The following is a 25768-nucleotide window of genomic DNA, read 5'->3' on the forward strand; positions in this document are numbered from 1 at the left end:
CGGACCGCCTGCATCCGTGAAAAAATAGCGGATACGCACGCCGACCGGCGCGCCTGTTCAGATCGACGAGGTAGCACCATGATTCACAAACTGACTTCCGAAGAACGCGCCACGCAAGTTGCTGAACTGCACGGCTGGCAAGCCGTGGCGGGCCGCGACGCGATTCAGCGCCACTTCAAGTTCGCCGACTTCAACGAAGCATTCGGCTTCATGACACGCGTGGCGATCAAGGCACAGGAGATGGACCACCACCCGGAATGGTTCAACGTGTACAGCAAGGTGGAGATCACGCTGTCGACGCACGAGGCGAATGGTTTGACCGAGCGGGACATCAAATTGGCACGATTTATCGACAGTATTACCGAGTAATACAAGCGATCAAGGGCCTTGATGCACCCCGAATCGAACGATTTGAGGGGAATGAAAGGGCATTGCAGGCAAGCCGGCGCCCAAACCTTCAGTTCTACAGGCTATTATTAAGGCGCACGTAAGAATCCCACGCAAGCCTCGCGATCCCGTCCAAACGATCCGGTGATAGCGTCTGCTGACGCTGTACAATCATCAGCGCATACGGCTTGGAGAGCGCGCTTGCCTCCTTGCATAGAACGAGTTCGTCGCCGCTCGAAGGTGAGCGGGCGCGCCAGAAGTTGATTGCGGCTTCCAGTTCGTGAATCGTTATCTCGGACATGACGTCGTGATCGCTCGATGGCTGCTTTGTGGCTGCTTTGTGCTACTTCACGGCTGCTCGACAGCTGCTTCGTGGGAGCCTGGTGCCAGTTCGGCATGGCCGCGCGGCACGCTGCCTGTGCAGCAGGCGCCCCGGCGAACCGCTTGCCCAAACGCCTAAAACCATTGTACTTGAGCGAAATCCATGCGACTCCTTCTGATCGAAGATGACCGCCCCATCGCACGCGGCATCCAAAGTAGTCTCGAACAAGCCGGCTTCACCGTCGACATGGTCCATGACGGCATTTTCGCCGAACAGGCCCTCACCCAAAACCGCCACGAGCTGGTGATCCTCGATCTGGGCCTGCCCGGCATCGACGGCATGACGCTGCTCGCGCGCTTTCGTCAGAGCAATCGCCATACGCCGGTGATCATCCTCACCGCGCGCGACGAGTTGAACGACCGCGTGCAAGGCCTGAATTCCGGCGCGGACGACTACATGCTGAAGCCGTTCGAACCCACCGAACTCGAAGCGCGCATCCGCGCCGTGATGCGCCGCAGCGGCCCGCACGGCGACATGCCGCGTCCGGAAGTGTCGCTGGGCGGTGTGCGTCTGTCGGGCGTCGATCGTCGCATTTTCAACGACGACAAGCCGCTCGAACTGTCGCCGCGCGAATTCGCGGTACTCGAAATGCTGCTGCTGCGCCACGGCCGTGTGGTCAGCAAGGCTCAGCTGCAAGACCACCTGACACACTTCGGCGGCGATCTCGGCGATACCGCGATCGAAGTCTACGTGCACCGGGTGCGTAAAAAGCTCGAAAGCTGCCGCGTCGAAATCGTCACGGTGCGTGGCTTCGGTTACCTGTTGCAGGAAATCCGCCAGGCAGCATAATCGTCGCAAGGGCCGCACGCTGCATTGCGGCCTGACGGCGCCGGGCCGGCGCCGCGCATTCGGTGCGCAATTCGCCGGCTCCCAGCGAATTTTCACGGCGCCACGGCGCTTTACGCCGTTGCCCCTTTCCCGTGCGTTCGATCATGCCCCAGCCGGCCGCCAATAGTCTGCGCCGCACGCTGCTGCGGCGCCTCGCTGCTCCCCTTTCGCTGCTCGCGCTGATGAGCGGCCTGATCGCTTACTGGCTGGCATGGCAGTACACGCAGCACGTGGTCGACCGCTCGCTCGCCGATCTCGCCACGGCGATCTCCAAACAGATCCAGATAGCCGGCCCTGACGCCAAGGTGACGGTGCCGCCGCTCGCGCAGGCCATGTTCTCCGATCCGGTCGAACAGCTCGTCTATCGGATCAGCAACGGCGAAACCGAAATCGCCGGCGACCACAATCTGCCGCTGCAGGGCACCAGCGTGCGGCGCATGCATTACGCGTACGTCTTCGAAACGCAGCACGGCGGTGTGACGGTGCGCGTGGCGCAGGTGCGCGTCGACCAGCCCACCGGCAATCCAATCGTCGTCGAAGTGGGTCAGCCGGTGCATCACCGTTTTCGCATCGCCGCCGAGTTTCTGGTCGCGATCATGATGCCGCTGCTGTTGCTGCTGCTGGCGGGCTGGGTGATCGTGTGGCGTGTCGTCAATCAACAGCTTAATCCGCTCACCGACCTGGCGGACTCACTGAACCGGCAGACCCACACGTCGCTCGAACCGGTGGACGAAACCTTTGTACCAGTTGAAATCCGGCCGCTCACCGGCGCCCTGAACGCGCTGCTCGATCGTCTGAAAACCGCCCTCGACGGCCAGCGCAAATTTATCGCCGACGCCGCGCACCAGCTGCGCACGCCGCTCACCGCCGTCAAACTGCATGCGGAACAGGCCGCGGTCGCGCGTGACCCGCAGCAGACACTCGCCGCAGTCCGTGAACTGCGCGCGGCGGCCGACCGCGCCGTGCGGCTATCAAACCAGCTGCTTTCGCTTGCGCGCGCGGAGCCAGGCGAACAGGCGGCACGCTTCGTCAACGTGGATATGGCCGCACTCGCGTTCGACACGGGTGCGGAATGGGTGCCGCGCGCGTTGACCTTCCACGTCGACCTCGGCTTCCAGCGCCTCGACGATCCGGCCAACGATCACCCGCTGATGGCGCGCGGCAATCCGGTGCTGCTGCACGAAGTGATCGCCAATCTGCTGGATAACGCGCTCAAGTACGTGCCGCCTTCGCGCTTCGATGGCGGCCGCATCACCGTGACGGTGTCGCAAACGGTGATCGACGATCTGCGCATGGCCGAGATCATCGTCGAAGACAACGGGCCGGGCGTGCCGCTCACGCAGCAAGCCGATCTGTTCAAACGGTTCTTCCGCGGCGACGGTCAAAGCGACGCCGGTGTGGATAGCGGCGCCGGTCTCGGTCTCGCGATCGTTCACGACATCATGGTGCTGCATCACGGCAGCGTCCATTACGAAGATGCGCCGGAAGGCGGTGCGCGCTTTATCGTGCGTATTCCGCTTATACCAGTCAGCGTTCGGCACGACGTCGATCCCGAGACACGGCGTCCGGCAAAAAAATCGGCGCACTCGGCGCCGATCGATATGTGACTCTGCAGTGGGTCAATGCGCTGCCACGGGCTGCCTTGAGTTCAATTGCGTTCAACTCAGGGTCCAGCCAAGGCGGCCCGCTTCATTTCTTCTTCGCTTTTTTCGCAGACGTTTTCGCCTTCTTCACCGTCTTGTCGGACCTGGAAGCGCCCTTCGCGTTCTCCGGCGGCGCCAGCATCGTGCCGCGGCACTTGCGCGTGCCGCAACGGCATTCGTATTCCTTCTTGAGCTTCTTGGTCTGACGCGCGTCGATGACGAGGCCGTAGTCGTAAAAGATTTCCTCCCCCTCGGCGATGTCGCGCAGCGCATGTACGTAGACGTGACCGTCGATCTCTTCGGCTTCGCAGTTCGGCGCACATGAATGGTTGATCCAGCGCGCGCTGTTGCCGTCCACTTTGCCGTCGATCACCTTGCCGCTGTCGAGCGCGAAATAGAACGTGTGATTCGGTTCGTCCGGATTATGCGGATGACGGCGCAACGCTTCTTTCCAGGAGATTCGCTCACCCTTGTATTCGATCAGCCGCTCGCCCGCCGCAATCGGCTCGATGGCAAACACGCCTTTGCCGTGCACACCCGAACGGCGCACGGCGATCCTGCGTGAACTCATTGAATGAATCCTTGTGAAGAACTGGGGGTGAAGATCCGGCAGCCGCCAGAAACGCCCACGTCTAACGCGCTGCTTTTCCTGACGCGGATAGCAAACGCGGCGCCTTGCGAGCGCCGCGTCGACCTGCGACGCTCATGCGCCACATCCGGCATCCTACACGCTCAAGACGGCTTCGTTCAACCGTCAAAAAGACGTGTGCGCATGGGGCGCATGGGCAGGTTCACCGTTGTCCGAACGAAATCTCGCCAAACAGTGCCTTTTGGTCGCGCGGTTGCGAACGCCAGTACTGCGGCGGCGCTTCGACCGTTGCGCCGAGTTGCGCCGCGGCGTGCCACGGCCAACGCGGGTTGTACAGCAACGCGCGGGCCAGCGCGATCAGATCGGCATCCCCTTCTTCGATGATTTGTTCGGCATGGAGCGGATCCGTAACCAGGCCCACACCGATGGTAGTGAGGCCGGTTGCCTGTTTGACGGCCCGTGCGAAAGGAATCTGGTAACCCGGCTCAAGCGGAATCCTCTGCAAGGGCGAGACACCTCCGGACGACACGTCGATCCAGTCGCAGCCGCGCTTTTTCAACTCCTGCGCAAACGCAATCGTGTCCTCTAGCGTCCAGCCGCCTTCGACCCAGTCGGTCGCCGAGACCCGCACGCCAACCGGTTTGTCGGCGGGAAACGCAGCGCGCACGATATCGAAGATTTCGAGCGGGAAGCGCATACGGTTTTCCATCGAGCCGCCGTAGTCGTCGCTGCGTTGATTGGCGATCGGCGACAGAAACTGATGCAGCAGATAGCCGTGCGCCGCGTGCACTTCCAGCGCATCGACGCCGAGGCGCGCGGCGCGGCGCGCGGAAGCCGCGAACGCTTCGCGAATCCGGTTCAGTGCGGGTGTGTCGAGGGCGAGCGGCGGCTCTTCACCCGCTTTGTGCGGCAACGCCGACGGTGCATGCGGCAGCCAGCCGCCTTGCGAAACTGGAATCAGTTGACCGCCTTCCCAAGGCACACGACTCGACGCCTTGCGCCCTGCATGTGACAACTGCATGGCAACGCGAATCTGCGAATGCTTGCGGATCGAGGCCAGGACCGGCTCCAGTGCGGCTTCGGTGGCGTCGTCCCACAGTCCAAGATCGTTCGGCGTAATCCGGCCGTCCGGCTCGACGGAGGTCGCCTCGATGCACAACATGCCGGCGCCCGATAACGCGAGACTGCCGAGATGGATCATGTGCCACGCCGTAGCCTCGCCACGTTCGGCGGAATACTGGCACATCGGGGAGACGACGATACGATTGGGAAGCGTCACGCTACGCAGCGTGAGCGGAGAAAAAAGCGCGCTCATGGATTACGCCCACTAAAAACCAGGAGCGAACGAGCATAGCACTGCGGGTGATTGTCTGCAGGCACGCGCAGATCAGGGTTTCGGCTCGACCTGATCGAGCCACTCGCCGAACATCCGGCGCGCGGCGGCTTCCAGCGCCGGACCGAACTGCGCAGTCTCGGCCCGCAACTGACGTACATCGATACCGTGTCCGGCTATCTCACCGGCGTTGCCGATCAGCCAGGGTTCGAACCGGTCAGCGCGAATCTCCGGATGACATTGCAGACCCAGCACGTGGCCGCCCCAGGCGAACGCCTGGTTTTCGCAGGCGGGCGTCGAGGCGAGACGCGTGGCGTTGTCGGGCAGATCGAAGGTGTCGCCGTGCCAATGCAGCATCGACGTGTGCGCGCCATCCAGATGACGCACCGGCGAAGCACGGCCGGCATCGGTGAGCGTAAGCGGTGTCCAGCCGAGTTCGGTATGACCCGCGGGATAAACGCGCGCGCCGAGCGCACGGGCGATCAATTGCGCGCCGAGGCAGATGCCGAGCGTCGGCAAACCGGCGGCAATGCGCTTTTCGATCATGGAGAGCAACGGGACGAGCGTCGGGTAAAGGGCGTCGTCGGTTGCACTGATCGGGCCGCCGAGTACGACCATGAGCGACGCGGCAACAGGGTTGGGTGCTTCGATACGGGCAAAGCCGACATCGAGATAACGCACCGGCCGACTACGCTCGCCGAGCTCCAGTTCAAGACTGCCCAGATCTTCGAAGTGCACATGGCGAATGGCCAGAACTTCGTGATTCATCAGCCTGTCCCACCTTCAGGTTGACTAAAGACTTGCCGCTACGCGCGGCGCGAACCGGCCGGCGGACGGCAATCGCCGCCCGCCGGAACACGGCTTCGCAGTGTAGCGGATTGTCCGGGAAGAAGCCGCCTTATTGGGCGAAGATCTTCCAGGTCTTCTTTTGGGTAGCGATGTCGGCCGCTTCGTAGACCGAGCAATCGAGACGCAAATCCGTGTCCGACATGTTCATATTGAGCAGCGCGCAGTGATGCGGCGTCTTCTTCGGATTCTTGCTCGGCTCGAAGTGCGTGCAGCTCAGGCACATGCGGTGCGGCGGAATGGTGCCTTGCGCTTCCAGCTGGTGGATGGTCTTGAGCAGCGTGCGATAGAACAGCGTCTGCTCTTCGTCGCGCAGCGTGCCGACCGCTTTGGCCAGGAAGTCCGGCCATTGCGCAGCGCGTTTCGCGGCGGTGCGGCCACGCGCCGTCAGACGGACCGCGAGGGCGCGGCCGTCGTCGAGGGCACGGCGCTTTTCGACCAGGCCTTTGGTCTCGAGCGTGCTCACGGCATCGCTCGTGGTCGCGGCGGTCAACGCCGTTTCACGGGCAATTTCGCCGAGACGCATCGGGCCTTTACGCTGCATCAGCAAGACCAGGATTTCGCCCTGAGTCGGCGTAAGGCCTGCGCCCTCCGCCCATTCCCAAGCCTGGCTCCGCATGGCCGTGCTCAATCGCAATAGGCTGTGGGTCACTCGCCCAGCTGCCTTTTCTCCGTATACGCCTTCGCTCATAATCTTCGTTTGGTTTATTAAAGCTTGCGTGCAATGCCGGCAAACCGCCGCCGAACACGCCCGTAGCCTGTGTGGGGTAGCCTCGCCCAACAGCAGACGAGACGGTTTCTACTATCTCAAAAATTTACCGCCTTGCAAGCCAAAGCGGCGAAAACGACATTCTATGCGAGACCGGCCAATCGTACAGCTAAGTTATCCAACGTAAGCTGTGGATAACCACGGGAAAACACCGCGGATGGCGTGTGTGCCGATTCTTGATAAGTAGCCAGCCGCCTCAGCCCTTACCAAAGTTGTCCCCGTATACCGGCGCCTATGCGCCTCGGATCAGCCCACTTATAGTCTACATAGTGCTTTGACTTTTCAGGGAATTATTCAGTTGTCCACAGGCAGATGCAATGCTTGTTAACTACTACTACGTTTGTATACGAAAATTTTAGAAAAATCTGAAGGCCCCCGAGCTGGAAATTTATTTGCGAAAAAAACCCGCACGAAGCGGGTCTTCCTTACGGTTTAACGTAAACAATCCTGGATCCAGCTAGGCTCGCCACTGCAGACACTGCTGCCTTACAGCTTCGTGCAAGGACTTTTCCTGCTCGAAAACCCCGCGCAACCACGTCGCGTCATTGACCTGACCGCGCGCGATCGCCCCGATTTCGGCGAGCGCTTTGCCCGAACCCAATGCTTCGGCGTGCGGTGCAATCAGATCCAGCGTTTCGAGGATGTCTTCGGAAATCGTCTTGCGTTCGCTCGTTTGCGGATCGATGCAGTTGCCGGCCAGACCGAAGCGGCATGCCTCGAAGCGGTTGAAGGTATAGACGAGGTAATCGTCTTCCTTCGGCGTGATCGGCTTGTCGAGCAACAGATGCCGTGCAAGCGTCTGGATGTAGCAGGCAATCGCCGCGGCGCGATCCACTGAAAACGGCGTATCCATCACGCGCACTTCGATCGTGCCGAAACCGGGCTTCGGGCGGATGTCCCAGTAAAAATCCTTCATGCTGTTGACCACGCCCGTATGAACCATCTTCGAGAAGTATTCCTCAAAGCTATCCCACGTCAACACGAACGGCGCGCGGCCCGACAACGGAAACGCGAACACGGAATTCAGTCGTGCCGAATGAAAACCGGTGTCGACACCTTGTACGAACGGCGACGAAGCGGACAACGCGATGAAATGCGGAATGAAGCGCGACATGGAATGGAGCAGATACAGCGCGCTGTTCGGATCAGGACAGCCGATGTGCACGTGCTGGCCGAACACCGTAAATTGCTTGGCAAGGTAGCCGTACAACTCTGAAAGATACTGAAAGCGCGGCGTATCGACGATCTGCCTTTCACTCCATTGCTGGAATGCGTGCGTGCCGCCGCCGCACAAGCCGACGTTCAGATGATCAGCCGCGGAAACCAGCGTATCGCGGATCTTGCGCAAATCGGTAACGGCCTGTTCGTGCGTCGTGCAGATACCGGTCGACAACTCGATCATGCTTTCGGTGATTTCCGGCGTGATGTTGCCGGGGATTTTTTCATCCTTGATGAGGCGCATCAGATCCGAGCCGGCTTTGGTCAGATCATAGTCGTGCGTATTCACGATCTGCATTTCGAGTTCGACGCCGAAAGTGAACGGTTTCGAATCGATGAAGGGTTCGAGTGACATGGCGTCCCCAGAGTGAGGTCGGCTGGTGTGCGTCACATACCTGTGTCACACACCTGGCCGTTTTTGAAGCAAATAAGTCGGATAAAGCGCGCGAATCAAGCGCCTGAAGCATCGAAGAGCGGTGCTGCGTTTACTCTTCGCGCCGTTCGGCCACCAGCGCCAGGCTGCGATACACGAGCCACGGCCCGAGAATCTGCAGCACGAAAATCGAACACATCACGATCGCGCGCAGTTGCGGATCGAAATTCGGATAGAGGGTGTAGGTATCGTCGACAAGCAGGTACGCCAGCGCCGACATCGGCGATAGCGACAAACCGAGGGCCATGCCCTGCTTCCAGTTCAAGCCGCTCGGCTTGGCGAAGGCCATCACGCCCACCAGTTTCGCAGCCAGGCGCGCAACAATCAGGCCCAGCGCCGCGACCCCGCCAAGTGCGATGTCTTTCCATTCGAACGAGGTCAGCGTAAGCACGAACAGAATCACGGTCAATAACCAGCCGGCCGTACCGAAATGTTCGGGCCACAATTGCGGACGCGCTTCAAGATTCTTCACGATGATGCCCGCGGCCAGCAACGCAAGAATGGTGGAAAGCTTGAACACATGCGCCACCGCAATCGCCAGCAGCACGAGGCCGAACAACGCGACGAACGAATGCTCGTCCTGCATGTTCAGACGGCGATAAAAAAACGTGCAGGTGCGCGCGAGAAGATAGGCCAGCACCAGCGAGCCGGCCAGCAGATACAGCGGCTGCAGAATCGTGGCGTATACGTTGCCGTAAACCTCCTGATGCAACCAGCTCGAGACGAGTTTTTCGATCACCACCGCGTACATGCTGTTCAGTGCGGTAAGGGTCAACAACCGTTGGGTAACCTGACCTTCCGCGCGCAGCTCGGTTTTGAGCTGGATCACCATCGCCGGCGAAGTTGCCATGGCAATCGCGGCGAGCACCGTTGCCACCATCAGCGGCACCTTCAGAAACAACAAAACCGGCAAAACCAGCGCGAACGTGAGCGTGGCTTCGGCAACGCTCGACAGAATCAGCCAGGGATTGCGGCGAATCCAGCGCAGATCGAGCCGGCTGCCCAGTTCGAATAACAACAAACCGAGCGCCACATCGAGCAGCGGCCGCGCGGCGCTCGCGGAATCCGCATCGATCACGCCAAAACCGGCGGCCCCCGCGACCAGACCGATGACCGCATACCCGGAAATGCGCGGCAAGCGCCATGCGCGATAGCAAAGTTCACCGCACAGGCCCGCCGCGAGCAATGCGAGACCAGCCCAAAAAATGGCGTCGGGTGTGAGTGGCCACGCTGGAAAAAATGAAAACGCCGACTTCATCGTGATGGGTTCTCCTTGGCAGCAACGGCAGACGACACGAACCGGCGCAAACACCGGCGAGCGGGTGGGCGCATGAGGCGCTCACTGTTGCGATCGCTTCGCGTGACCCGCGTTGCGAGTTTTCAACGATCGGATGATCTGAACGCACCGAAGCCGCGGAGGGCGCGGCGCATTCTGGGGTGCGGCCGTTGCAGCCGGCCTGGCACGGTGAAAGAACGCCGTCGACTTTGAATCAGATTCTGATTGAGCGGCACCGTTCCATTGCTGCGTGTGCCGCCAGAGGCGGGGCACCACGCGGAAAAGAACGGCGATTGTGCCATAGCTTTTTCAGACTCGACCGAAAAGACAGGAACATGCAGGTAAAACGGTAAAACGTACGTTATCTTCGCAAGATGAGGAAAAAGCGACCGTTTTAAAAACGGGTCGGGCTCTCATAGGGTACAGATTCCACGTTGCAGATGTGTTCTTCGGGACACTGTCCGAGGTGTTTTTCTACCCATTGCCGATGGTTTGGGTCCGACGATCACGGTCGATCTCGAGATGGTTCTGCTGTTTACAGGTTTACTGTATGTATACGTAGTAACAGTTAACAAGGTGCCCTGTTTTCTGTGGATAACTCCCGTTTACCGAATCAATTCATCGGGTTGCCGCTCGCATAACAGGATGCACAGCGTGTGCGGCAACGGCGGGTATACAAGGGTAACTTTTGGCGGTTTTCGGCTGCAGCAAAGTTACCCCGTTTACGTCCACAACGGTTCCACATGAGTTGCGCCGGTAAACCGCGCGGTTATCCACACATTTCAGTGGATAACTTTTCTCGTCACTCGTCACCAATGTTCCGCGCGCGCGGTTAACTCGCTGTGCCATGGCGCAACGCGCGTAAGAGGAAGCGGGCAGGATCGATGTCTTCGGCCAACTCCCGTTCGAGCGGCCACGGCTCACCTTCGATTTGCGAGGCGATCAACTCGGCACCCAGCGCCGCCCATACCAGACCGCGCGACCCGTACGCGAATGCGCCGTACAAGCCGTCGACGCGCGGCAAATCGAGCGGCCATGCGCCACGCAGGCGCTGGGCATCGCGCGCCGATGCGGCTTCGTCGGCAAAGTTGCCGATCATCGGCATCCGGTCGCTCGTCACGCAGCGAAACGCGACGCGTCCCGCAAGCGCCGCCGCGCGTGCCGGAGCGACGATGCCGTCAAAGGCCGGCAGCATCTGCGCGACACGCTCGAGGTTTTCCAGATGGCCATCTGGTCGCAGCGAGGGATCAGGGTCGTCGAGTTCGTAGGTCGCGCCGGTCAGCGTGACGCCGTCGGCGAGTGGCACCGCGTAGCCAACGCCCATCACCGGCATCCCAAGCGGCGGTACGGTGCCTGGCGGCAGCAAAGTCAGCTGGCCGCGGATGCTGCGGGTCGGTGCATGCTGCAAACCGGCGATGCGCGCGGCCTCGTGTGCGCTTGCGACAATGACCACCGGCGCGCGCGCGATGGCCTGCCCTGCTGCGTCGAAGACGGTCCATTGATTGCCGGACCGCGCGAGGCGCGCCACGTCCACGCCGAAGCGGCGGTCGAGCAGCCCGCCTGCCGCCGCGCATTGCGCGGCACAAAGCGACGCCGGGTCGATCCAGCCGCCCTCCGGAAAGAGCCAGCCGCCGCGCGCGAGCGGCATGCCCGCAAGTCTTTGCGCTTCGCCAAGCGATACGGGCGTCACATAGTCCGAAGGGTAACCGAACGCCGCGATTGCTTCGCTCATCGAGCGCGCTTCTTCGTCGTCTGCGGCGATCTGCAACAGGCCGGGAGCGCCGCGCATTGGGCGGTGACCCAGCCGTTCGAGCGCTGCCCAGCGTCTGAGCGTGTAGAGAAAGCCTGCACGCGTGACACGCGAAGCGACGCTGTCGTCGCGCGAGATCATGGGATGGAACACGCCGGCCGGATTGCCCGAAGCGTCCTCGGCCACCGACGCGTGCCGTTCCAGCGATGTGACGCGCCAGCCACGCGAGGCCAGACGCTCGATCGTCGCGCAGCCGGCGAGCCCGGTGCCGATCACGATCGCATGCCGTTCGTCGACTTCAAGCGGTGCGGGCGGCTCATAGCGGCGTACGCGCCAGCGTGGCGCGAAATGGCCGACCAGCATCGCGCGTTTCCAGCCGAAGCCGTCAATTTTTTGGTACACAAAGCCGTTTTGCGTCAACGCACGTTTGATGTCGCCGGCGCTGCTGTAGGTCGCGAACGTAGCGCCCTCGCCGGCCAGCCGAGCCAGCGCTTTGAAGATCGCAGGTGTCCACATTTCGGGGTTCCTGGCCGGTGCGAAACCGTCGAGATAGAACGCATCGGCGCGCAGCCTCAATGCCGGCAAGCTGTCTACCGCGTCGGCGAACACGAGCGTCAGCGTGATCCGTCCGCCCTCGAATTCGAGCCGGTGCGTGCCGGGGACGAGCATCGGCCATTCGGCGGCCAGTGTTTCCGCCAGCGCGGCAATCTGCGGATCTGAAATCGTCGCCGCATAGACGCTGCGCAAATCGGCTTGAGTAAACGGATGCTTCTCGGTCGAGACGAAGTGCAGCCGCTCGCAACGCGCCGGATCGGCTCGCCAGGCGGCCCAGCTCATCAGAAAGTTGATACCCATGCCGAAGCCGGTTTCGAGCACGGTGAAGACGCGGCGTCCCTGCCACCGCTCCGGCAGCCCGTTACCGCGGAGGAAGACGTATTCAGCCTGTTCGAGACCGCCGACGGCGCTGTGGTAGATGTCGTCGTAGAGCGGCGAAAAAGGCGTGCCGTTGTCGCGGAATGCGAGGACGGCGGGGATCAGCGGATCGGTCATGCGCGGCGGAAAATGACACTCGAAAGAGCGGGTCAGACGTTACCGCCAGCGCGCGCAGCTCGCCGGGCGGCGAAAAAGACGCGCATAACGTTGGCAAAAACCAACGCCAAGCCACGTCCATACTGGGTTTCAGCCTTCGATTGAGGTCCGCGAAGAGGAAAAAGAAGGGTTTCCCCTCGATATCGGCTCCGGAACCGCTTAATTCTTTGAAACCCTTATCCTGATTGGGTTTGCGCTGCGCTATCATAGCAAGCGCCGCGAAGGGCGCGGCAGCACGGCAGACGGGCAGTCAACTGCCCGGCGCTATTTGTCCGGAGGGGATCCGGAGCCGCCGCTGCTCGACGGCGCGGCCCGCGCACGTATAATCGGCGCGTTCGCGCTGTTCGTGTCAACCTAAACTCAGAAAGGAACCTTAATGAACAAACAGGAACTGATCGACGCCGTCGCAGGACAGACCGGCGCCAGCAAGGCTCAAACCGGTGAGACGCTGGACACGTTGCTTGAAGTGATCAAGAAGTCCGTGTCGAAGGGTGACGCGGTTCAGTTGATCGGCTTCGGCAGCTTCGGTTCGGGCAAGCGCGCAGCACGTACGGGTCGTAACCCCAAGACCGGCGAAACTATCAAGATCCCGGCTGCCAAGACCGTCAAGTTTACGGCTGGCAAGGCGTTCAAGGACGCGGTCAACAAGCGCTAAGCAGATTGCTGCCTGGCAGTTGACACCCGCCAACGGCGGGTTTTTTTTCGTCTGCGATTTTTGTTTAGCCGCGACGGGCGTCGCGGCTAAACACTCAGCAAGCGGCGCAAGGGCCGCCAGGCTCAATCGTGCCGATGCACGATTTCGCCGTGGCCATGGGCGTCGTGGCCATCGCCATGATGATCGTGGTCATGGTCATGGTCATGGTCATGGTCGTCTTCGTCGAAGTCCCATGCCGGGAACGGATCGGCGAATCGTTGCCACGCTTGCGGTCCCGCTGCGTATTCCTCGTCCGTCACGAGGCATGCGTCGAACTTCGCTTTCCAGACAGCCGGGTCGATGCCAACGCCGATCATCACCAGTTCCTGGCGGCGATCGCCGATGCTCAGATCGTCCGGATCGCCGTACCAGTCGGCGGCAATTTCGGCGGCTAGCTCGTCGTCGCCGTCCGGCCATTCGCTGCGATCCTGAGCGGCCCACCACATCCCGGCCGGACCATGCCGGCAAGCGCCACCCGCCTGCGACAGCGAACCGGCGATGTCGTTACGCGTTGCGAGCCAGAAGAAGCCCTTGCTGCGCAAGACGCCCTTCCACTCCTGATGCAGCAGCGCCCATAGGCGCTCCGGGTGAAACGGCCGGCGCGCGCGGTAAATGAAATTGCCGATGCCGAATTCGTCCGCTTCTCCATGATGGGCATGGCCGTGCTCATTTTCATGATTAAGCGATGCCAGCCAGCCCGGTGCGCTCGACGCCTCGTCGAAATCGAAACGCCCGGTGTTCAGCACGTCGGCAAGCGGCACCTCGCCGAAACGGCTCACCACCTGCACGGCGCGTGGATTGATGCGGGCGAGGATGCGCTGCAGGCGAGTGAGTTCATCGGCGCTCACCAGATCGGCCTTGTTCACCACCAGCACGTCGCAGAATTCAATCTGCTCGATCAGCAATTCCACCAGCGTCCGATCGTCCTCTTCCGTCGCGGCGATGCCCCGTTCGGAGAGCGCCTCGGCTGAACCGTAGTCGCGCAGGAAGTTGAACGCGTCGACCACCGTCACCATCGTATCGAGCTGCGCGAGATCGGATAGCGACGCGCCGTCCTCGTCGACGAAGGTGAAGGTTTCGGCAATCGGCATCGGCTCGGCCACCCCGGTCGACTCGATCAGGATCGCATCGAAGCGCTTTTCGCCGGCAAGCCGCTTGATCTCGACCAGCAAGTCGTCGCGCAACGTGCAGCAGATGCAGCCGTTCGACAGTTCGACAAGCTGCTCTTCGACATGCGAGAGCGCTGCGGCGTCGCGCACGAGCGTGGCATCGATATTGACGGCGGCCAGATCGTTGACGATCACGGCGACGCGCAAACCGGAACGATTCGCGAGGATGTGGTTCAGAAGCGTGGTCTTGCCGGCGCCCAGAAAACCGGAGAGCACGGTGACGGGCAGTAGCGGCTGGTTCATCGCAGTACGGAAAGACAAGAGGATTGGAGGGCGTGCCGGGCCAGGGGGCGCGTGACTCCGGGGCCAGAAGATGGCCGAGCACCGACGGCAGCACGAAGCCGCATTGTGCATCAAAACGGGTGACGGCCGCGCGACGGGCCGGATCGGGAAGTGCGTGAGTCAGTGTCCAGCGGGCATCAGATTCCACTTGCGAAGGATCGCAGCGATCTGCATTGCGTACTTATCACGCAGTGCCGGCGTCTCGGAGTGATACGCGCCGACCGCCTGCCAGGTATTGCCATACTTGTTCATCTGGCGGCGCAGATGCCACGCCGCGATATAGACGTTCTTGCAAGGCTCCATCAGCGTGCCTTGCGAGATGCCATATTGCGCGAGTACGGGCAGATGGACCGAATTGATCTGCATCACGCCATAGTCGGTCGAGCCGTTGGCGTTCTTATGCTGCGCGTCCGGCCGATTGTGTGACTCCTGCCACGCAATTGCGCGCAGAATCAAGGGGTTGACCTTCTGATACTTCGCCGCTTCGTCAAAGCAATCGGCGCGTGCCTGCCCTGCTGCGATCAGCACGGCAAGTCCTGCGGCGACGGTGACAAAGGTTCGTTTCATCAGTCAAGATGACTAAATAAATCGCAAGAGTAAATTTTGGTAAGGCAATGTATCCGCCATACTTCAGCCGTTCGGAGCCGGTGAGGCTCGCAAGCCGCGCCGTTGGCGGGCATCGGGGAAAACCCGTGTCGGTAAGTCGCAACCAGTACCGCGAACGGCTCGTATCATACCGGCAGGCCCCTACGCGTCAAGTTGGCTAATCGACATAATCGAGCGTAAAACAAAGCGTGTCTGCGGTTCGGCGCACAGAAGCACATTTGCTTTCAATAGCTTGACAGTTTGTGACGATCTTTAGAGTAATCGCACGGAGCCGTTTGTTTTGTGACAAATACGACATGAAAAACTGTTACTGTTCATTTTTTTTGGACACTAGATGTTCGGCATCCGGGGCCTCGATCGCCCTTGGCACTGGCTGGCAGACCGACAGGGCGGCGGCCTGCTCAAATGTTCGCACTGCATGACCGTCGGCGGCTGCGGCCGTCGGCATCGATCCCATATTCCATGAGAAGAAATCGTATGGCATTGCGTCGCGTCGCAACGGCGCTGCTGGTGGCTGGATTGATCACCGCCCAGACAGCACAGGCCCAGGTGACACTCAACTTCGTGAACGCCGATATCGACCAGGTGGCCAAGGCGATCGGGGCGGCAACCGGCAAAACGATCATCGTCGACCCGCGCGTGAAAGGTCAGTTGAACCTCGTGTCGGAGAACGCGGTGCCTGAAGATCAGGCGCTGAAGACCTTGCAATCCGCTTTGCGGATGCAGGGCTTCTCGCTGGTGCAGGATCACGGCGTGTTGAAGGTCGTGCCCGAGGCCGATGCCAAGCTGCAAGGCGTGCCGACCTACGTCGGCAATGCGCCTGTTGCGCGCGGCGATCAGGTGGTCACGCAGGTGTTCGTGCTGAAGAACGAATCGGCCAATAACCTGCTGCCGGTCTTGCGTCCGCTGATCTCGCCGAACAATACCGTGGCGGCCTACCCGGCCAACAACACGATTGTCGTGACCGATTACGCCGACAACGTGCGGCGTATTGCCCAGATCATCGCGGGTATCGATACGGCCGCGGGCCAGTCGGTGTCGGTGGTGCAGTTGAAGAACGCCAACGCGATCGACATCGCCGCGCAACTGACCAAGATGCTCGATCCCGGCGCGATCGGCAGCACCGACGCGACGCTGAAGGTCTTCGTCACCGCGGACCCGCGCACCAACTCGCTTTTGATCCGCGCGTCGAACGGCGGCCGGCTCGCGGCCGCGAGGCAGCTGGCGAAGCAACTCGACACGCCGACCACCATGCCCGGCAACATGCACGTCGTGGCGCTGCGCAACGCGGACGCGACGAAGCTCGCAAAGACCCTGCGCGGGATGCTCGGCAAGGGCGGCGACACCGGCTCGTCGGGCGGCTCGAGCGAAGCGAATTCGTTCAACCAGAACGGCGGTGGCGGGTTGGGCAGCAATTCGACGGGCACGTCGGGTACGCCGCCGCTGCCGTCGGGCGGACTCAATAGCAGCTCGGGGGCGTCACCATTGGGCGGTGGCGGGGGCGGCGGATATGGTTCGAGCGGCGGTTCGGGTTCAGCCGGCCTGCTCGGCGGCGACAAGGACAAGAGCGACGACAATCAGCCGGGCGGCATGATCCAGGCGGACGCTGCGACCAACTCGCTGATCATCACGGCACCCGAGCCGGTGTACCGCAACCTGCGGGCGGTGATCGACCAGCTCGACGCGCGGCGCGCGCAGGTCTATATCGAGGCGTTGATCGTCGAGCTGAACTCGAACACGAACGCGAATCTTGGCATTCAATGGCAGGTCGCCAACGGTTCGATCTTTGCCGGCACCAATCTGGCGACCGGCTCCGGCAACAGCATCGTCAATCTGACGGCGGCCGCCGCGGCGGGTGCGGCCACTGGCGGTCTCGCCGGGGCGCTCGCAACCCAGAATCTCCAGCAGGGGCTCAACGTCGGGTGGGTGCATAACATTTTCGGTGTGCAGGGGCTCGGCGCGCTGCTGCAGGCGCTGTCGCAGACTGCCGACGCGAACGTGCTGTCGACGCCTAACCTCATCACGCTCGACAACGAGGAAGCCAAGATCGTCGTCGGCACGAACGTGCCGATCCAGACGGGTTCGTATTCGAACCTCACGAGCGCCACCCCGAGCTCGGCGTTCAATACTTTTGACCGCGTCGATGTCGGTCTGACACTGCACATCAAACCGCAGATCACCGACGGCGGGATTCTCAAGCTGCAGCTCTACACGGAAGACTCGGCGATCGTGAACGGCACGACCAACGTGGCGACCAACCCGGCCGGCCCGCAGTTCACCAAGCGTTCGATCCAGTCGACGGTGCTCGCCGACAACGGCGAGATCATCGTGCTGGGCGGCCTGATGCAGGACAACTACCAGGTCAGCAACAGCAAGGTGCCGCTGCTGGGCGATATCCCCTGGATCGGCCAATTGTTCCGCTCGGAACAGAAGACTCGCGAGAAGACCAACCTGATGGTGTTCCTGCGTCCCGTGATCATCACCGATCGCGACACGGCGCAGGCCGTGACGTCGAACCGCTACGATTACATTCAGGGCGTGCAGGGCGCGTACAAGTCGGACAACAACCTGATCAAGGACAAGGACGATCCGGTGGTTCCGCCGATGCCGATCGGCCCGAGCCAGGGCGGATCGCCCGCGATGAATCTGTTTAATCTCGACCAGATGCGTCGTCAGCAGATGGCGCCGCCGCCAGTTTCCGCTCCGGCACCGGTCACGAACGGTGGCCCTGTGCAGACGAACCCGGTCACGAATGGCGGCGCTGTGCAGACGAACCCAGTACCGATGGCGCCGTCCACGGCGTCGCCCGGAGCCCAGCCGTGAGCACGCCGTCCAAGCCGCCGTCAGCTTCTGCGCCGGCAGCCGCGGCGCGAGCCGGCGCGCCGACGCAAGCCTCGGCGATTCCGCCCGCAGTCGTGGCGGAACATGCCGAACGCAGTGCGCCGTCGGCGGTTGCCGCGCGACTCGTGCCCTACGGCTTCGCGCGCAGCGGCCAGATTCTGGTCGCGCATCAGCACGCCGACAGCTTCGAAGTCTGGATCAGCGAACGCACCAACGATGCGGCGCTTGCCGAAGTCGCGCGCAACTTTGGCGCGTTGTCCGTGGTGCGTGTGCCGCCCGACGAACTGGCCCAGGCGATCAACCAGGCTTACGCGCGCCAGGATGGCAGCGCGGCGCAAGTGGTCGGCGAAGTGGAAGGCGAAGTCGATCTGTCGCGTTTGATGCAGGACATTCCCGAGGTCGAGGATCTGCTCGAGTCGGAAGACGACGCGCCGATCATCCGCATGATCAACGCGCTGCTCACGCAAGCGGCACGCGAACAGGCCTCGGATATTCACATCGAACCGTTCGAGACGTCGTCGGTGGTGCGCTTTCGTGTCGACGGCACGTTGCGCGATGTCGTGCGGCCGAAAAAAGCGTTGCACGGCGCGCTGATCTCGCGGATCAAGATCATGGCGCAGCTCGACATTGCCGAGAAGCGTCTGCCGCAAGATGGCCGGATCACGCTGCGCGTCGGCGGACGTCCGGTCGACGTGCGGGTTTCGACACTGCCCACCGGTCACGGCGAACGAGCGGTGCTGCGTCTGCTGGAAAAGGACGCCTCGCGCCTGAATCTCGAAGCGCTCGGCATGGCGCCCGATACGCTCGTCAAGTTCGACAAGCTGATCGGCAAACCGCACGGCATCGTGCTGGTGACCGGGCCGACCGGCTCGGGTAAGACGACCACGCTGTACGCGTCGATGTCACGGCTTGAAACCGCGACCACCAACATCATGACGGTCGAAGACCCGATCGAATACGACCTGTCCGGCATCGGCCAGACGCAGGTCAACGAGCGGATCGGCATGACCTTCGCGCGGGCGCTGCGCTCGATTCTGCGGCAGGACCCGGACGTCATCATGATCGGTGAAATCCGCGACCTGGAAACCGCGCAGATCGCAGTGCAGGCATCGCTGACAGGTCACCTTGTGCTGGCGACCCTCCATACAAACGATGCGGCTTCGGCCGTCACGCGTTTGACGGACATGGGCGTCGAGCCCTATCTGCTGGCGTCATCGCTGCTCGGCGTGCTGGCGCAGCGGCTGGTGCGGCGCTTGTGCCCAGTGTGCCGCGAAGAGCGCGTTGAAGAGGATGGCAGCGTGCGCTGGCATCCGGTCGGTTGCGACAAGTGCGGTCAGTCCGGCTACGCAGGCCGACGCGGCGTATACGAACTGCTTCTGATCGACGACGAAATCCGCACGCTGGTTCACCGCAATGCATCCGATGCGGAAATTCTTGCTTCGGGCCGCGCGCAAGGCATGCGCACGCTGCGCGAAGATTCGGACCGCTGGCTCGCATCCGGGCTGACCTCGCTCGAAGAAGTGATCCGCGTGACAGGCGGAGCATAAGGCCATGCCGGCATTTCGTTTCGAAGCGATCGACGCGGCGGGCAAGGCGCAAAAAGGCGTGCTCGACGCGGACAGCGCGCGCGGCGCGCGGACCAATCTGCGTTCGCAAGGACTGACGCCACTTGTTGTCGAACCGGCTGCGACGCGCACCCGCGGTGAGCGCAATCAGCGTTTGTCGCTGGGGCGGCGGTTGTCGCAGCGCGAGCAGGCGATTCTCACGCGCCAACTGGCCAGTCTGCTGGTTGCCGGCTTGCCGCTCGACGAAGCGCTCGCGGTGCTGACCGAGCAATCGGAGCGCGACTACATTCGCGAGCTGATGGCGTCGATTCGCGCCGAAGTGCTCGGCGGCCATTCGCTCGCGAATGCGCTGACGCAGCATCCTAAAGACTTCCCCGAGATCTATCGCGCGCTGGTCGCGGCCGGCGAACATACCGGCAAGCTTGGTCTCGTGCTCTCGCGTCTGGCCGACTACATCGAGCAAAGCAACGCGCTCAAGCAGAAGATCGTGCTCGCGTTCACATATCCGGCGATCGTGACCCTCATCGCGCTCGGCATCGTCACGTTTCTGTTGAGCTACGTGGTGCCGCAGGTGGTGAACGTGTTCGCCAGCACCAAACAGCAACTGCCGATCCTCACCATCATGATGATGGCGCTGTCCGGTTTCGTGCGGCATTGGTGGTGGGCGATGCTGATCGGTGTTGTCGTGCTGGCGTATCTGGTGCGCTCGATCCTGAAGCAGCCCGGCCCGCGTCTCGCCTTCGATCGGTGGTTGCTGACCGCCCCGCTGCTCGGCAAGCTCGTGCGCGGCTACAACACGGTGCGCTTTGCCAGCACGCTAGGCATTCTGACGGCGGCGGGCGTGCCGATTCTGCGCGCGCTGCAAGCCGCTGCCGAAACGCTCAGCAACAACGCGATGCGCGAGAACATCGACGATGCGATCGTGCGTGTGCGCGAAGGCACGTCCCTGTCGCGCGCGCTAGGCAATACGAAGACGTTTCCGCCGGTGCTGGTTCACCTGATCCGGTCAGGTGAAGCGACCGGCGACGTGACGACCATGCTCGACCGCGCGGCCGACGGCGAAGCACGCGAGTTGGAGCGTCGCACGATGTTCCTGACGAGCCTGCTCGAGCCGTTGCTGATTCTGGCGATGGGGGGCGTGGTGCTGGTGATCGTGCTGGCGGTGATGCTGCCGATCATCGAGCTGAACAACCTGGTGCAGTAAGGTGGTGAAGTTATTCGATTGCGCGGCCGCGCAATCAGCTGAACCGAGGCAGAACGCCCGGGTTAGCGCACGTAGATAGTAGGACCTGCCGGATTGGCCGGTAGGGACACTTCGGAGTGCGCGCCATTGCGGTCGATGATGATCGAGCGGGCGCGGACTTCGGAGAGTTTGGCGCCTTGCATGAGCGCGCTGCCGAGCGATACCGCATGTGGCGGTTCGCCGCCGACGCTGACGATGGCCGCGGCACCTTCCCGCAAAGCGAGGATGCCGAACAGATGCACGTCCTGGTTGGCGTTGCGGGTGAGCTGGCCGCCGAACAGCGTGGCGGCCTGTTCGGTCGAGACCTGCGCATGCGCGGCGGCAGCGGGCAACGGCGCGCCGGACGTCGTGGAGAGCGTGATGACCCAGTAGGTCAGCGTCGCGCAAAACACGGCGAACAGTGCGAGCGACAGAAGGCGGATCTGAATGGCGTTCATGCGCATATTGTACGGACTATTGTGAAAATTGCGTTGGGGCAAAGTGCCCCTAACCTGGCGCTGCGCGGCGTTTTCTCGCAACCCTTCAAGAGCATGACATTAAAATGACCGGCCGGGCGTGTTCGATGGCACCCTGATTGTCTGACACGCGAATCCCGCCCGATCGAAAATTTCACCCGAAAAGAGGTAGCAAGCTATGCAACTGTCGACCACTCGCCGTACCGAAATCGCGGGTCTGCGCAGCCGTCGTCAACGCGGTTTCACGCTGATTGAAATCATGGTCGTGATCGCGATTCTGGGCATTCTGGCCGCGTTGATCGTGCCGAAAATCATGAGCCGTCCGGACGAAGCGCGCCGCGTGGCGGCCAAGCAGGACATCGGCACGGTGATGCAGGCGCTGAAACTCTACCGTCTGGATAACGGCCGCTATCCGACTCAGGAGCAAGGCCTGCGCGCACTGATCGAAAAGCCGACCACTGATCCGGTACCGAACAACTGGAAGGACGGCGGTTACCTCGAACGTCTGCCGAACGATCCGTGGGGCAATACCTATCAGTATCTGAACCCTGGCGTGCATGGCGAAATCGACGTGTTCAGCTATGGCGCGGATGGTAAACCGGGCGGCGAAGGCAACGATGCCGACATAGGTTCGTGGCAGTAGTCTGGTAGTTCAGTCGTTCTTCAGTAGTTTATTAAGCGCCGTTGATTGTCAGGCGCGCCGGATCGCCCTGCTCTTTGGCGATCCACCGCGCGTCTTGTCGACGCATTGTTTTCTGATCTTTAGTTGATCGTTCGTGGCCGGCACTATGCGACTGTCCGCTTGCAAGTCCCGTGTGGACACTCCGTGTACGGCCCCGCTGCCGGGCACGGCGTGCAGCGGCGCGCGCGTGCGCGGCCCGCGTGGCGCACGTGGGTTTAGCGCGGGCAACTGGAAGCGTGCGGCCGGTTTCACGCTGCTGGAAATGATGGTGGTGCTGGTGATCGCGGGCATTCTGGTGTCACTGACAGCGCTCACGATGACCCGCAACCCGCGCACCGATCTGAACGAAGAGGCGCAGCGTCTCGCGCTGCTGTTCGAATCGGCCGGCGACGAAGCCCAGGTGCGCGCACGGCCGATCGCATGGCAACCGCTCGACGGCGGCTTTCGTTTCGATCTGCGTACCGAAGACGGCTGGCGTCCGCTGCATGACGATCTGCTCGGGCCGCGCAACTGGGAAGGTGGTGTGACCGGCGTCACGATCGATTACCCCGGGTCGGATTCGCACCCGAGCCGTGTCGTGTTCGGTACCGAAGCGATCGACATGCCTGTGCAGATCACGCTGTTTTCGGCGGCGGGGCGCGCGACGATCGTCGGCACCGGCAACGGCCGCTATGAGGTGCACTGAGATGCGGCGTTGCAGGGACATGGGCGCGCGCTTATCGCAGCGCGGTTTTACGATGATCGAAGTGCTGGTGGCGCTGGCGATCATCGCGATTGCGTTGGCGGCGTCGTTGCGCGCGGTGGGGAGTCTGGCGAACGGCGAAGCCGATTTGCATCGTCGTCTGCTGGCGGGATGGAGCGCGGACAATACGTTGGCACAATTGCATTTGACGCATGGCTGGCCGAACGTCGGCTCGACGAGTTTTGACTGCTCGCAGGGCAATTTGCAGTTGATCTGTACCGAGCAAGTGACGGCGACGCCGAATCCGGTGTTTCGTCGAGTGGAAGTGATGGTGACGACGCCTGGGCGTTCCGGCAATCTCGCTCAGATGGTCACGGTGGTCGCGAATGAAAACAACCGTTCGCTCTAAGCGCCGCGGCCGATCGGGCGCGCGTGGTTTCACGCTGATCGAGTTGCTGGTCGCAATTGCGATCATGGCGGTGATTGCCGTGCTGTCGTGGCGCGGGCTGGACCAGATCATTCGTGGCCGGCAGACGATTACGAACGCGATGGAAGACGAGCGCGTCTTTGCGCAGCTATTCGACCAGATGCGGCTCGACGCGCGCCAGGCCGTGTCGGATGATGAGTCGGGGGAGGCGGCCGTGTCGGTTAGCGGCAGCGTGCTGCAAATTGTGCGGGAGATGGTATTGCCGGGGACGGCGCCGCGTTTGCAGGTGGTGAGGTATCGCGTGTCCGAGGGGCGTGTGATTCGGTATGCGTCGCCGCCGTTGGGGAATGTGGGCGAGTTGCGCAGCGCGCTGCGCGGTGGCGAGGGAGGGGGCTGGACGTCGGTGCCTTTGATGGGGGGCGTCGGTGCTATTTCGGCTCGTCTTTATGTGCCGAAGGTTGGCTGGACCACGCAGATGGAGGATGTGCAGAGTGCGATTACGGAGAACAACAATAATTTGAAGGTGCCCCAGTTGGGGAATGCGCCGCTGCCGCGGTCGGTGACTGGGCTGGAAGTCAGTATTGGGGGGAAGGCGTTGGCGCGGCCTGTTACGCGGGTTTTTCTCGTCGGAGAATGATATGAAGTTCTCTTTTTTGTCTCCGCGACGGTTGGGTTCTTCGTTGTTTGTATTGTCTCCGCGACGCTGTGTGGCTGGGTGCCTGCGGGCATGCCTTTCGTTCTGTTATTTGCCTGCTCGGCGTTTTTGTCTGTGCGCTTACGGCGTTGGCCTTTCCTTGAATTGTTTTTCGTCTATTAGCGTCGCCCCTGTGCGGGGCAGGCACCTACTTTTCTTTGCCGCCGCAAAGAAAAGTAGGCAAAAGAAAGCGGCTCAAACCGCTAATGCTAAGTGGGCACCATGGCTTGGAGAGGGTAGTGGCTCCGTAGAATCCGTGCTCGTGCCCCTTCAGGCATCAGTGACAAAGGAGTCATACTTCCCGTCTCGCACGGTGTGCTCGCCGGAAGAGCAATTCAACAAACCAGTGGTTCACTCGGTCCCACCCCATTCGCAATTGCTGCCTTGCACCTCGAGCGCTCATGCAACTCGCCACCAACTAATCAGGCGCCTCACCGAGGCGGAGCCGAAAGCTTCCGCTGCGCGAAAATCCGGCCCCTGGTTTTCTGAAGTACTCTTCGGCGCGCGTAGCGCCGCCGGAAGTATGACTCCTTTGTCACTAGCGCCGAATGTGAGAGAACACGGATTCCACGGAGCCACTGGCGGTTCTGAGCTACGGTTCCCGCTTAGCATTAGCGGTTTGAGCTGCTTTCTTTTGCCTACTTTTCTTTGCAGCCGGCAAAGAAAAGTAGGTGCCCCCCCGCACAGGGGGAACGCTAATAGACCAATAACAAATCAAGGAAAGGCCAGCGCCGCAAGCGCGCAGACAAAAGCGCCGACCAGGCAGACAAGCCAGGAAACGACCAACGCCGCAGGCAAACAACCAAACCAGCCACCGCAGGCAAACCAACAAGGCGCAGCCATCATCAGCGCCCTACTAGTAGTCGCGCTATCAGCGATATTAGTATCGGGCATGCTCTGGCGCCAGCAAGTCCAAATCCGAAGGATCGAAAACCAGCGCCTCCTCTCCCAAGCGCAATGGGTCTCCCGCGGCGCGCTGGACTGGACGCGCCTGATCCTCCGCTCGGAGGGCGACACCTCAGCGGGCATCACCTACTTAGGGGGCCTATGGGGCGTCCCCATCGCCAAAACACGTCTGTCGGATTTCCTCGGGCAAATAGGCGAAGTGCGCGCCGAGCAAGGCCAGGAAACCTACCTCTCAGGTTCAATCGAAGACGCCCAGGCGAAATTCAACCTCCGCAATCTGGTCTCGAGCCCAGCCCCCGGTGTCGTGCAACTGGACACGGAGCAAATCGGCGCCTATCAGCGCCTGCTCGTATCCCTCAGCATAAACAGCCAACTGGCGAAAGCCACCGCCGTCCAGGTACGCGCGAGTCTCGCGCAATCGGCGACTCGGTTCCAGACGGTCACTTCCGCCACCGGGGCAGCGGCGACCCCGATCACCGCGGGCGGCGGCGCCACCGGTGGCAGCTTCACCGACAAACCCGGTATCGAAGATGGCGACGACAACGCGGCCGTCGCGCCGTTGCAATTGACCAGCGTCGATTCGCTCCTCGATATCCCCGGCTATACGCCGGAAGTGGTCGCGCGCTTGCGGCCGTTCGTCACCGTGCTGCCGACGGTGTCGGCGGTCAACGTGAATACGGCCTCCGCCGAAGTCATCGCGGCGATCGTGCCGGGAATGAGTCTGTCCGCCGCGCAAGCCTTCGTCGCGCGTCGGCAGACCGTGTTTTTCCATAACGTCAGCGATGTGCAACTCGCCTTGCGCGGCGCCGGCGTGCAGTCGGTCGCGATCGATCCGAGTGAAATGGACGTCAACACGAGCTACTTTCTGATCCACGGCCGTGTGCAGCACGAACGCGCAGAAGTGGACCGCACGACCCTCGTCTATCGCGACGCATTGACTCACACTACGCGTATCGTGCGGGTACAGGACCAACTATGA

23 protein-coding genes are annotated in these 25768 nt (G+C 61.9%); 12 read left to right on the forward strand and 11 right to left on the reverse strand.

What is annotated here, in order from left to right; all coding sequences use genetic code 11:
* The first annotated feature begins 78 nt into the window (after window positions 1-78).
* Window positions 79-369, forward strand: a complete 291-nt coding sequence (locus P3T22_RS18500) for a 4a-hydroxytetrahydrobiopterin dehydratase (protein WP_063497730.1) — start codon at window positions 79-81, stop codon at window positions 367-369.
* A gap of 94 nt (window positions 370-463) precedes the next feature.
* On the opposite strand, the gene P3T22_RS18505 is transcribed toward P3T22_RS18500, so the two are convergent.
* Window positions 464-688, reverse strand: coding sequence for a DUF3717 domain-containing protein (locus P3T22_RS18505; protein ID WP_063498128.1), 225 nt, complete (start codon window positions 686-688; stop codon window positions 464-466).
* Window positions 689-871: 183 nt separating this feature from the next.
* Here P3T22_RS18505 and P3T22_RS18510 point away from each other — a divergent pair, with 183 nt between their 5' ends.
* A complete protein-coding gene (locus P3T22_RS18510) occupies window positions 872-1558 on the forward strand; it encodes a response regulator (RefSeq protein WP_006050820.1) in 687 nt (228 codons plus the stop codon).
* Between the two features lie 143 nt (window positions 1559-1701).
* Complete coding sequence (locus P3T22_RS18515; RefSeq protein ID WP_063498129.1) at window positions 1702-3204, forward strand: sensor histidine kinase; 1503 nt, start codon at window positions 1702-1704, stop codon at window positions 3202-3204.
* An 82-nt stretch (window positions 3205-3286) separates the two neighbouring features.
* Here the strand turns inward: P3T22_RS18515 and P3T22_RS18520 are convergent, their stop codons facing one another.
* The 7 genes from P3T22_RS18520 to mnmC form a co-directional block, all read right to left on the reverse strand.
* Entirely contained in the window at window positions 3287-3811 is a 525-nt protein-coding gene (locus tag P3T22_RS18520; RefSeq protein WP_063497731.1) for an SET domain-containing protein, read from the reverse strand.
* Window positions 3812-4031: 220 nt separating this feature from the next.
* Complete coding sequence (locus P3T22_RS18525; RefSeq protein ID WP_063497732.1) at window positions 4032-5144, reverse strand: NADH:flavin oxidoreductase/NADH oxidase; 1113 nt, start codon at window positions 5142-5144, stop codon at window positions 4032-4034.
* A gap of 72 nt (window positions 5145-5216) precedes the next feature.
* Window positions 5217-5930, reverse strand: a complete 714-nt coding sequence (locus P3T22_RS18530; protein WP_063497733.1) for a glutamine amidotransferase — start codon at window positions 5928-5930, stop codon at window positions 5217-5219.
* A gap of 130 nt (window positions 5931-6060) precedes the next feature.
* On the reverse strand, window positions 6061-6699 hold the full coding sequence (locus tag P3T22_RS18535) for a MarR family winged helix-turn-helix transcriptional regulator (RefSeq protein WP_063497734.1): 639 nt from the start codon (window positions 6697-6699) through the stop codon (window positions 6061-6063).
* A 535-nt stretch (window positions 6700-7234) separates the two neighbouring features.
* Window positions 7235-8350: a YbdK family carboxylate-amine ligase gene (locus tag P3T22_RS18540; protein WP_063497735.1), complete on the reverse strand. Its 1116-nt coding sequence runs from the start codon at window positions 8348-8350 to the stop codon at window positions 7235-7237.
* A 130-nt stretch (window positions 8351-8480) separates the two neighbouring features.
* Window positions 8481-9686: a cation:proton antiporter gene (locus tag P3T22_RS18545; RefSeq protein ID WP_063497736.1), complete on the reverse strand. Its 1206-nt coding sequence runs from the start codon at window positions 9684-9686 to the stop codon at window positions 8481-8483.
* Between the two features lie 850 nt (window positions 9687-10536).
* Window positions 10537-12504 carry a bifunctional tRNA (5-methylaminomethyl-2-thiouridine)(34)-methyltransferase MnmD/FAD-dependent 5-carboxymethylaminomethyl-2-thiouridine(34) oxidoreductase MnmC gene (gene mnmC / locus P3T22_RS18550; protein WP_063497737.1) on the reverse strand — a complete coding sequence of 656 codons (1968 nt, stop codon included), beginning with the start codon at window positions 12502-12504 and terminating at the stop codon, window positions 10537-10539.
* A 415-nt stretch (window positions 12505-12919) separates the two neighbouring features.
* Between mnmC and P3T22_RS18555 the strand changes: the two genes are divergently transcribed.
* Complete coding sequence (locus P3T22_RS18555; protein ID WP_006050811.1) at window positions 12920-13198, forward strand: HU family DNA-binding protein; 279 nt, start codon at window positions 12920-12922, stop codon at window positions 13196-13198.
* Window positions 13199-13320: 122 nt separating this feature from the next.
* Here the strand turns inward: P3T22_RS18555 and P3T22_RS18560 are convergent, their stop codons facing one another.
* Window positions 13321-14649, reverse strand: a complete 1329-nt coding sequence (locus P3T22_RS18560) for a GTP-binding protein (protein WP_429325739.1) — start codon at window positions 14647-14649, stop codon at window positions 13321-13323.
* Between the two features lie 159 nt (window positions 14650-14808).
* Window positions 14809-15255, reverse strand: coding sequence for a lytic transglycosylase domain-containing protein (locus P3T22_RS18565; RefSeq protein ID WP_063497739.1), 447 nt, complete (start codon window positions 15253-15255; stop codon window positions 14809-14811).
* A 516-nt stretch (window positions 15256-15771) separates the two neighbouring features.
* On the opposite strand from P3T22_RS18565, the gene gspD reads away from it, so the two are divergent.
* The 3 genes from gspD to gspF are packed head-to-tail and all read left to right on the forward strand — an operon-like array spanning window position 15772 to window position 20904.
* Window positions 15772-18117: a type II secretion system secretin GspD gene (gene gspD, locus P3T22_RS18570; RefSeq protein ID WP_063497740.1), complete on the forward strand. Its 2346-nt coding sequence runs from the start codon at window positions 15772-15774 to the stop codon at window positions 18115-18117.
* Complete coding sequence (gspE, locus tag P3T22_RS18575; RefSeq protein ID WP_063497741.1) at window positions 18114-19682, forward strand: type II secretion system ATPase GspE; 1569 nt, start codon at window positions 18114-18116, stop codon at window positions 19680-19682. The genes gspD and gspE overlap by 4 nt, the downstream gene beginning before the upstream one ends.
* A gap of 4 nt (window positions 19683-19686) precedes the next feature.
* Entirely contained in the window at window positions 19687-20904 is a 1218-nt protein-coding gene (gene gspF / locus P3T22_RS18580; RefSeq protein ID WP_063497742.1) for a type II secretion system inner membrane protein GspF, read from the forward strand.
* Window positions 20905-20966: 62 nt separating this feature from the next.
* On the opposite strand, the gene P3T22_RS18585 is transcribed toward gspF, so the two are convergent.
* Window positions 20967-21380 (reverse strand): type II secretion system protein N, encoded by a 414-nt coding sequence (locus P3T22_RS18585; RefSeq protein ID WP_063498130.1) that lies wholly within the window; start codon window positions 21378-21380, stop codon window positions 20967-20969.
* Between the two features lie 196 nt (window positions 21381-21576).
* On the opposite strand from P3T22_RS18585, the gene gspG reads away from it, so the two are divergent.
* The 5 genes from gspG (at window position 21577) to gspK (ending at window position 25768) form a co-directional block, all read left to right on the forward strand.
* Window positions 21577-22041 (forward strand): type II secretion system major pseudopilin GspG, encoded by a 465-nt coding sequence (gspG, locus tag P3T22_RS18590; protein WP_063497743.1) that lies wholly within the window; start codon window positions 21577-21579, stop codon window positions 22039-22041.
* Between the two features lie 145 nt (window positions 22042-22186).
* On the forward strand, window positions 22187-22765 hold the full coding sequence (locus P3T22_RS18595) for a GspH/FimT family pseudopilin (protein WP_082855138.1): 579 nt from the start codon (window positions 22187-22189) through the stop codon (window positions 22763-22765).
* A 1-nt stretch (window position 22766) separates the two neighbouring features.
* On the forward strand, window positions 22767-23171 hold the full coding sequence (gspI, locus tag P3T22_RS18600; RefSeq protein WP_063497744.1) for a type II secretion system minor pseudopilin GspI: 405 nt from the start codon (window positions 22767-22769) through the stop codon (window positions 23169-23171).
* Complete coding sequence (locus tag P3T22_RS18605; protein WP_063497745.1) at window positions 23149-23826, forward strand: PulJ/GspJ family protein; 678 nt, start codon at window positions 23149-23151, stop codon at window positions 23824-23826. The genes gspI and P3T22_RS18605 overlap by 23 nt, the downstream gene beginning before the upstream one ends.
* 580 nt (window positions 23827-24406) lie before the next feature.
* Window positions 24407-25768 carry a type II secretion system minor pseudopilin GspK gene (gspK, locus tag P3T22_RS18610; protein WP_429325740.1) on the forward strand — a complete coding sequence of 454 codons (1362 nt, stop codon included), beginning with the start codon at window positions 24407-24409 and terminating at the stop codon, window positions 25766-25768.

The sequence above is a fragment of the Paraburkholderia sp. GAS348 genome, from assembly GCF_050434205.1.
GTDB lineage: Bacteria > Pseudomonadota > Gammaproteobacteria > Burkholderiales > Burkholderiaceae > Paraburkholderia.

Bases quoted from the DNA above. Each gene is read 5' to 3' on its own strand.
- gspF (WP_063497742.1), top strand. From the start codon at position 19,687: ATGCCGGCATTTCGTTTCGAAGCGATCGACGCGGCGGGCAAGGCGCAA.
- gspI (WP_063497744.1), top strand. From the start codon at position 22,767: ATGCGGCGTTGCAGGGACATGGGCGCGCGCTTATCGCAGCGCGGTTTT.
- P3T22_RS18500 (WP_063497730.1), top strand. From the start codon at position 79: ATGATTCACAAACTGACTTCCGAAGAACGCGCCACGCAAGTTGCTGAA.
- P3T22_RS18540 (WP_063497735.1), bottom strand. From the start codon at position 8,350: ATGTCACTCGAACCCTTCATCGATTCGAAACCGTTCACTTTCGGCGTC.
- P3T22_RS18530 (WP_063497733.1), bottom strand. From the start codon at position 5,930: ATGAATCACGAAGTTCTGGCCATTCGCCATGTGCACTTCGAAGATCTG.
- P3T22_RS18520 (WP_063497731.1), bottom strand. From the start codon at position 3,811: ATGAGTTCACGCAGGATCGCCGTGCGCCGTTCGGGTGTGCACGGCAAA.
- P3T22_RS18555 (WP_006050811.1), top strand. From the start codon at position 12,920: ATGAACAAACAGGAACTGATCGACGCCGTCGCAGGACAGACCGGCGCC.
- P3T22_RS18545 (WP_063497736.1), bottom strand. From the start codon at position 9,686: ATGAAGTCGGCGTTTTCATTTTTTCCAGCGTGGCCACTCACACCCGAC.
- P3T22_RS18560 (WP_429325739.1), bottom strand. From the start codon at position 14,649: ATGAACCAGCCGCTACTGCCCGTCACCGTGCTCTCCGGTTTTCTGGGC.
- P3T22_RS18525 (WP_063497732.1), bottom strand. From the start codon at position 5,144: ATGAGCGCGCTTTTTTCTCCGCTCACGCTGCGTAGCGTGACGCTTCCC.
- gspD (WP_063497740.1), top strand. From the start codon at position 15,772: ATGGCATTGCGTCGCGTCGCAACGGCGCTGCTGGTGGCTGGATTGATC.
- P3T22_RS18535 (WP_063497734.1), bottom strand. From the start codon at position 6,699: ATGAGCGAAGGCGTATACGGAGAAAAGGCAGCTGGGCGAGTGACCCAC.
- P3T22_RS18585 (WP_063498130.1), bottom strand. From the start codon at position 21,380: ATGAACGCCATTCAGATCCGCCTTCTGTCGCTCGCACTGTTCGCCGTG.
- P3T22_RS18595 (WP_082855138.1), top strand. From the start codon at position 22,187: ATGCGACTGTCCGCTTGCAAGTCCCGTGTGGACACTCCGTGTACGGCC.
- mnmC (WP_063497737.1), bottom strand. From the start codon at position 12,504: ATGACCGATCCGCTGATCCCCGCCGTCCTCGCATTCCGCGACAACGGC.
- gspK (WP_429325740.1), top strand. From the start codon at position 24,407: ATGACTCCTTTGTCACTAGCGCCGAATGTGAGAGAACACGGATTCCAC.
- P3T22_RS18605 (WP_063497745.1), top strand. From the start codon at position 23,149: ATGAAAACAACCGTTCGCTCTAAGCGCCGCGGCCGATCGGGCGCGCGT.
- P3T22_RS18510 (WP_006050820.1), top strand. From the start codon at position 872: ATGCGACTCCTTCTGATCGAAGATGACCGCCCCATCGCACGCGGCATC.
- P3T22_RS18515 (WP_063498129.1), top strand. From the start codon at position 1,702: ATGCCCCAGCCGGCCGCCAATAGTCTGCGCCGCACGCTGCTGCGGCGC.
- P3T22_RS18565 (WP_063497739.1), bottom strand. From the start codon at position 15,255: ATGAAACGAACCTTTGTCACCGTCGCCGCAGGACTTGCCGTGCTGATC.
- P3T22_RS18505 (WP_063498128.1), bottom strand. From the start codon at position 688: ATGTCCGAGATAACGATTCACGAACTGGAAGCCGCAATCAACTTCTGG.
- gspG (WP_063497743.1), top strand. From the start codon at position 21,577: ATGCAACTGTCGACCACTCGCCGTACCGAAATCGCGGGTCTGCGCAGC.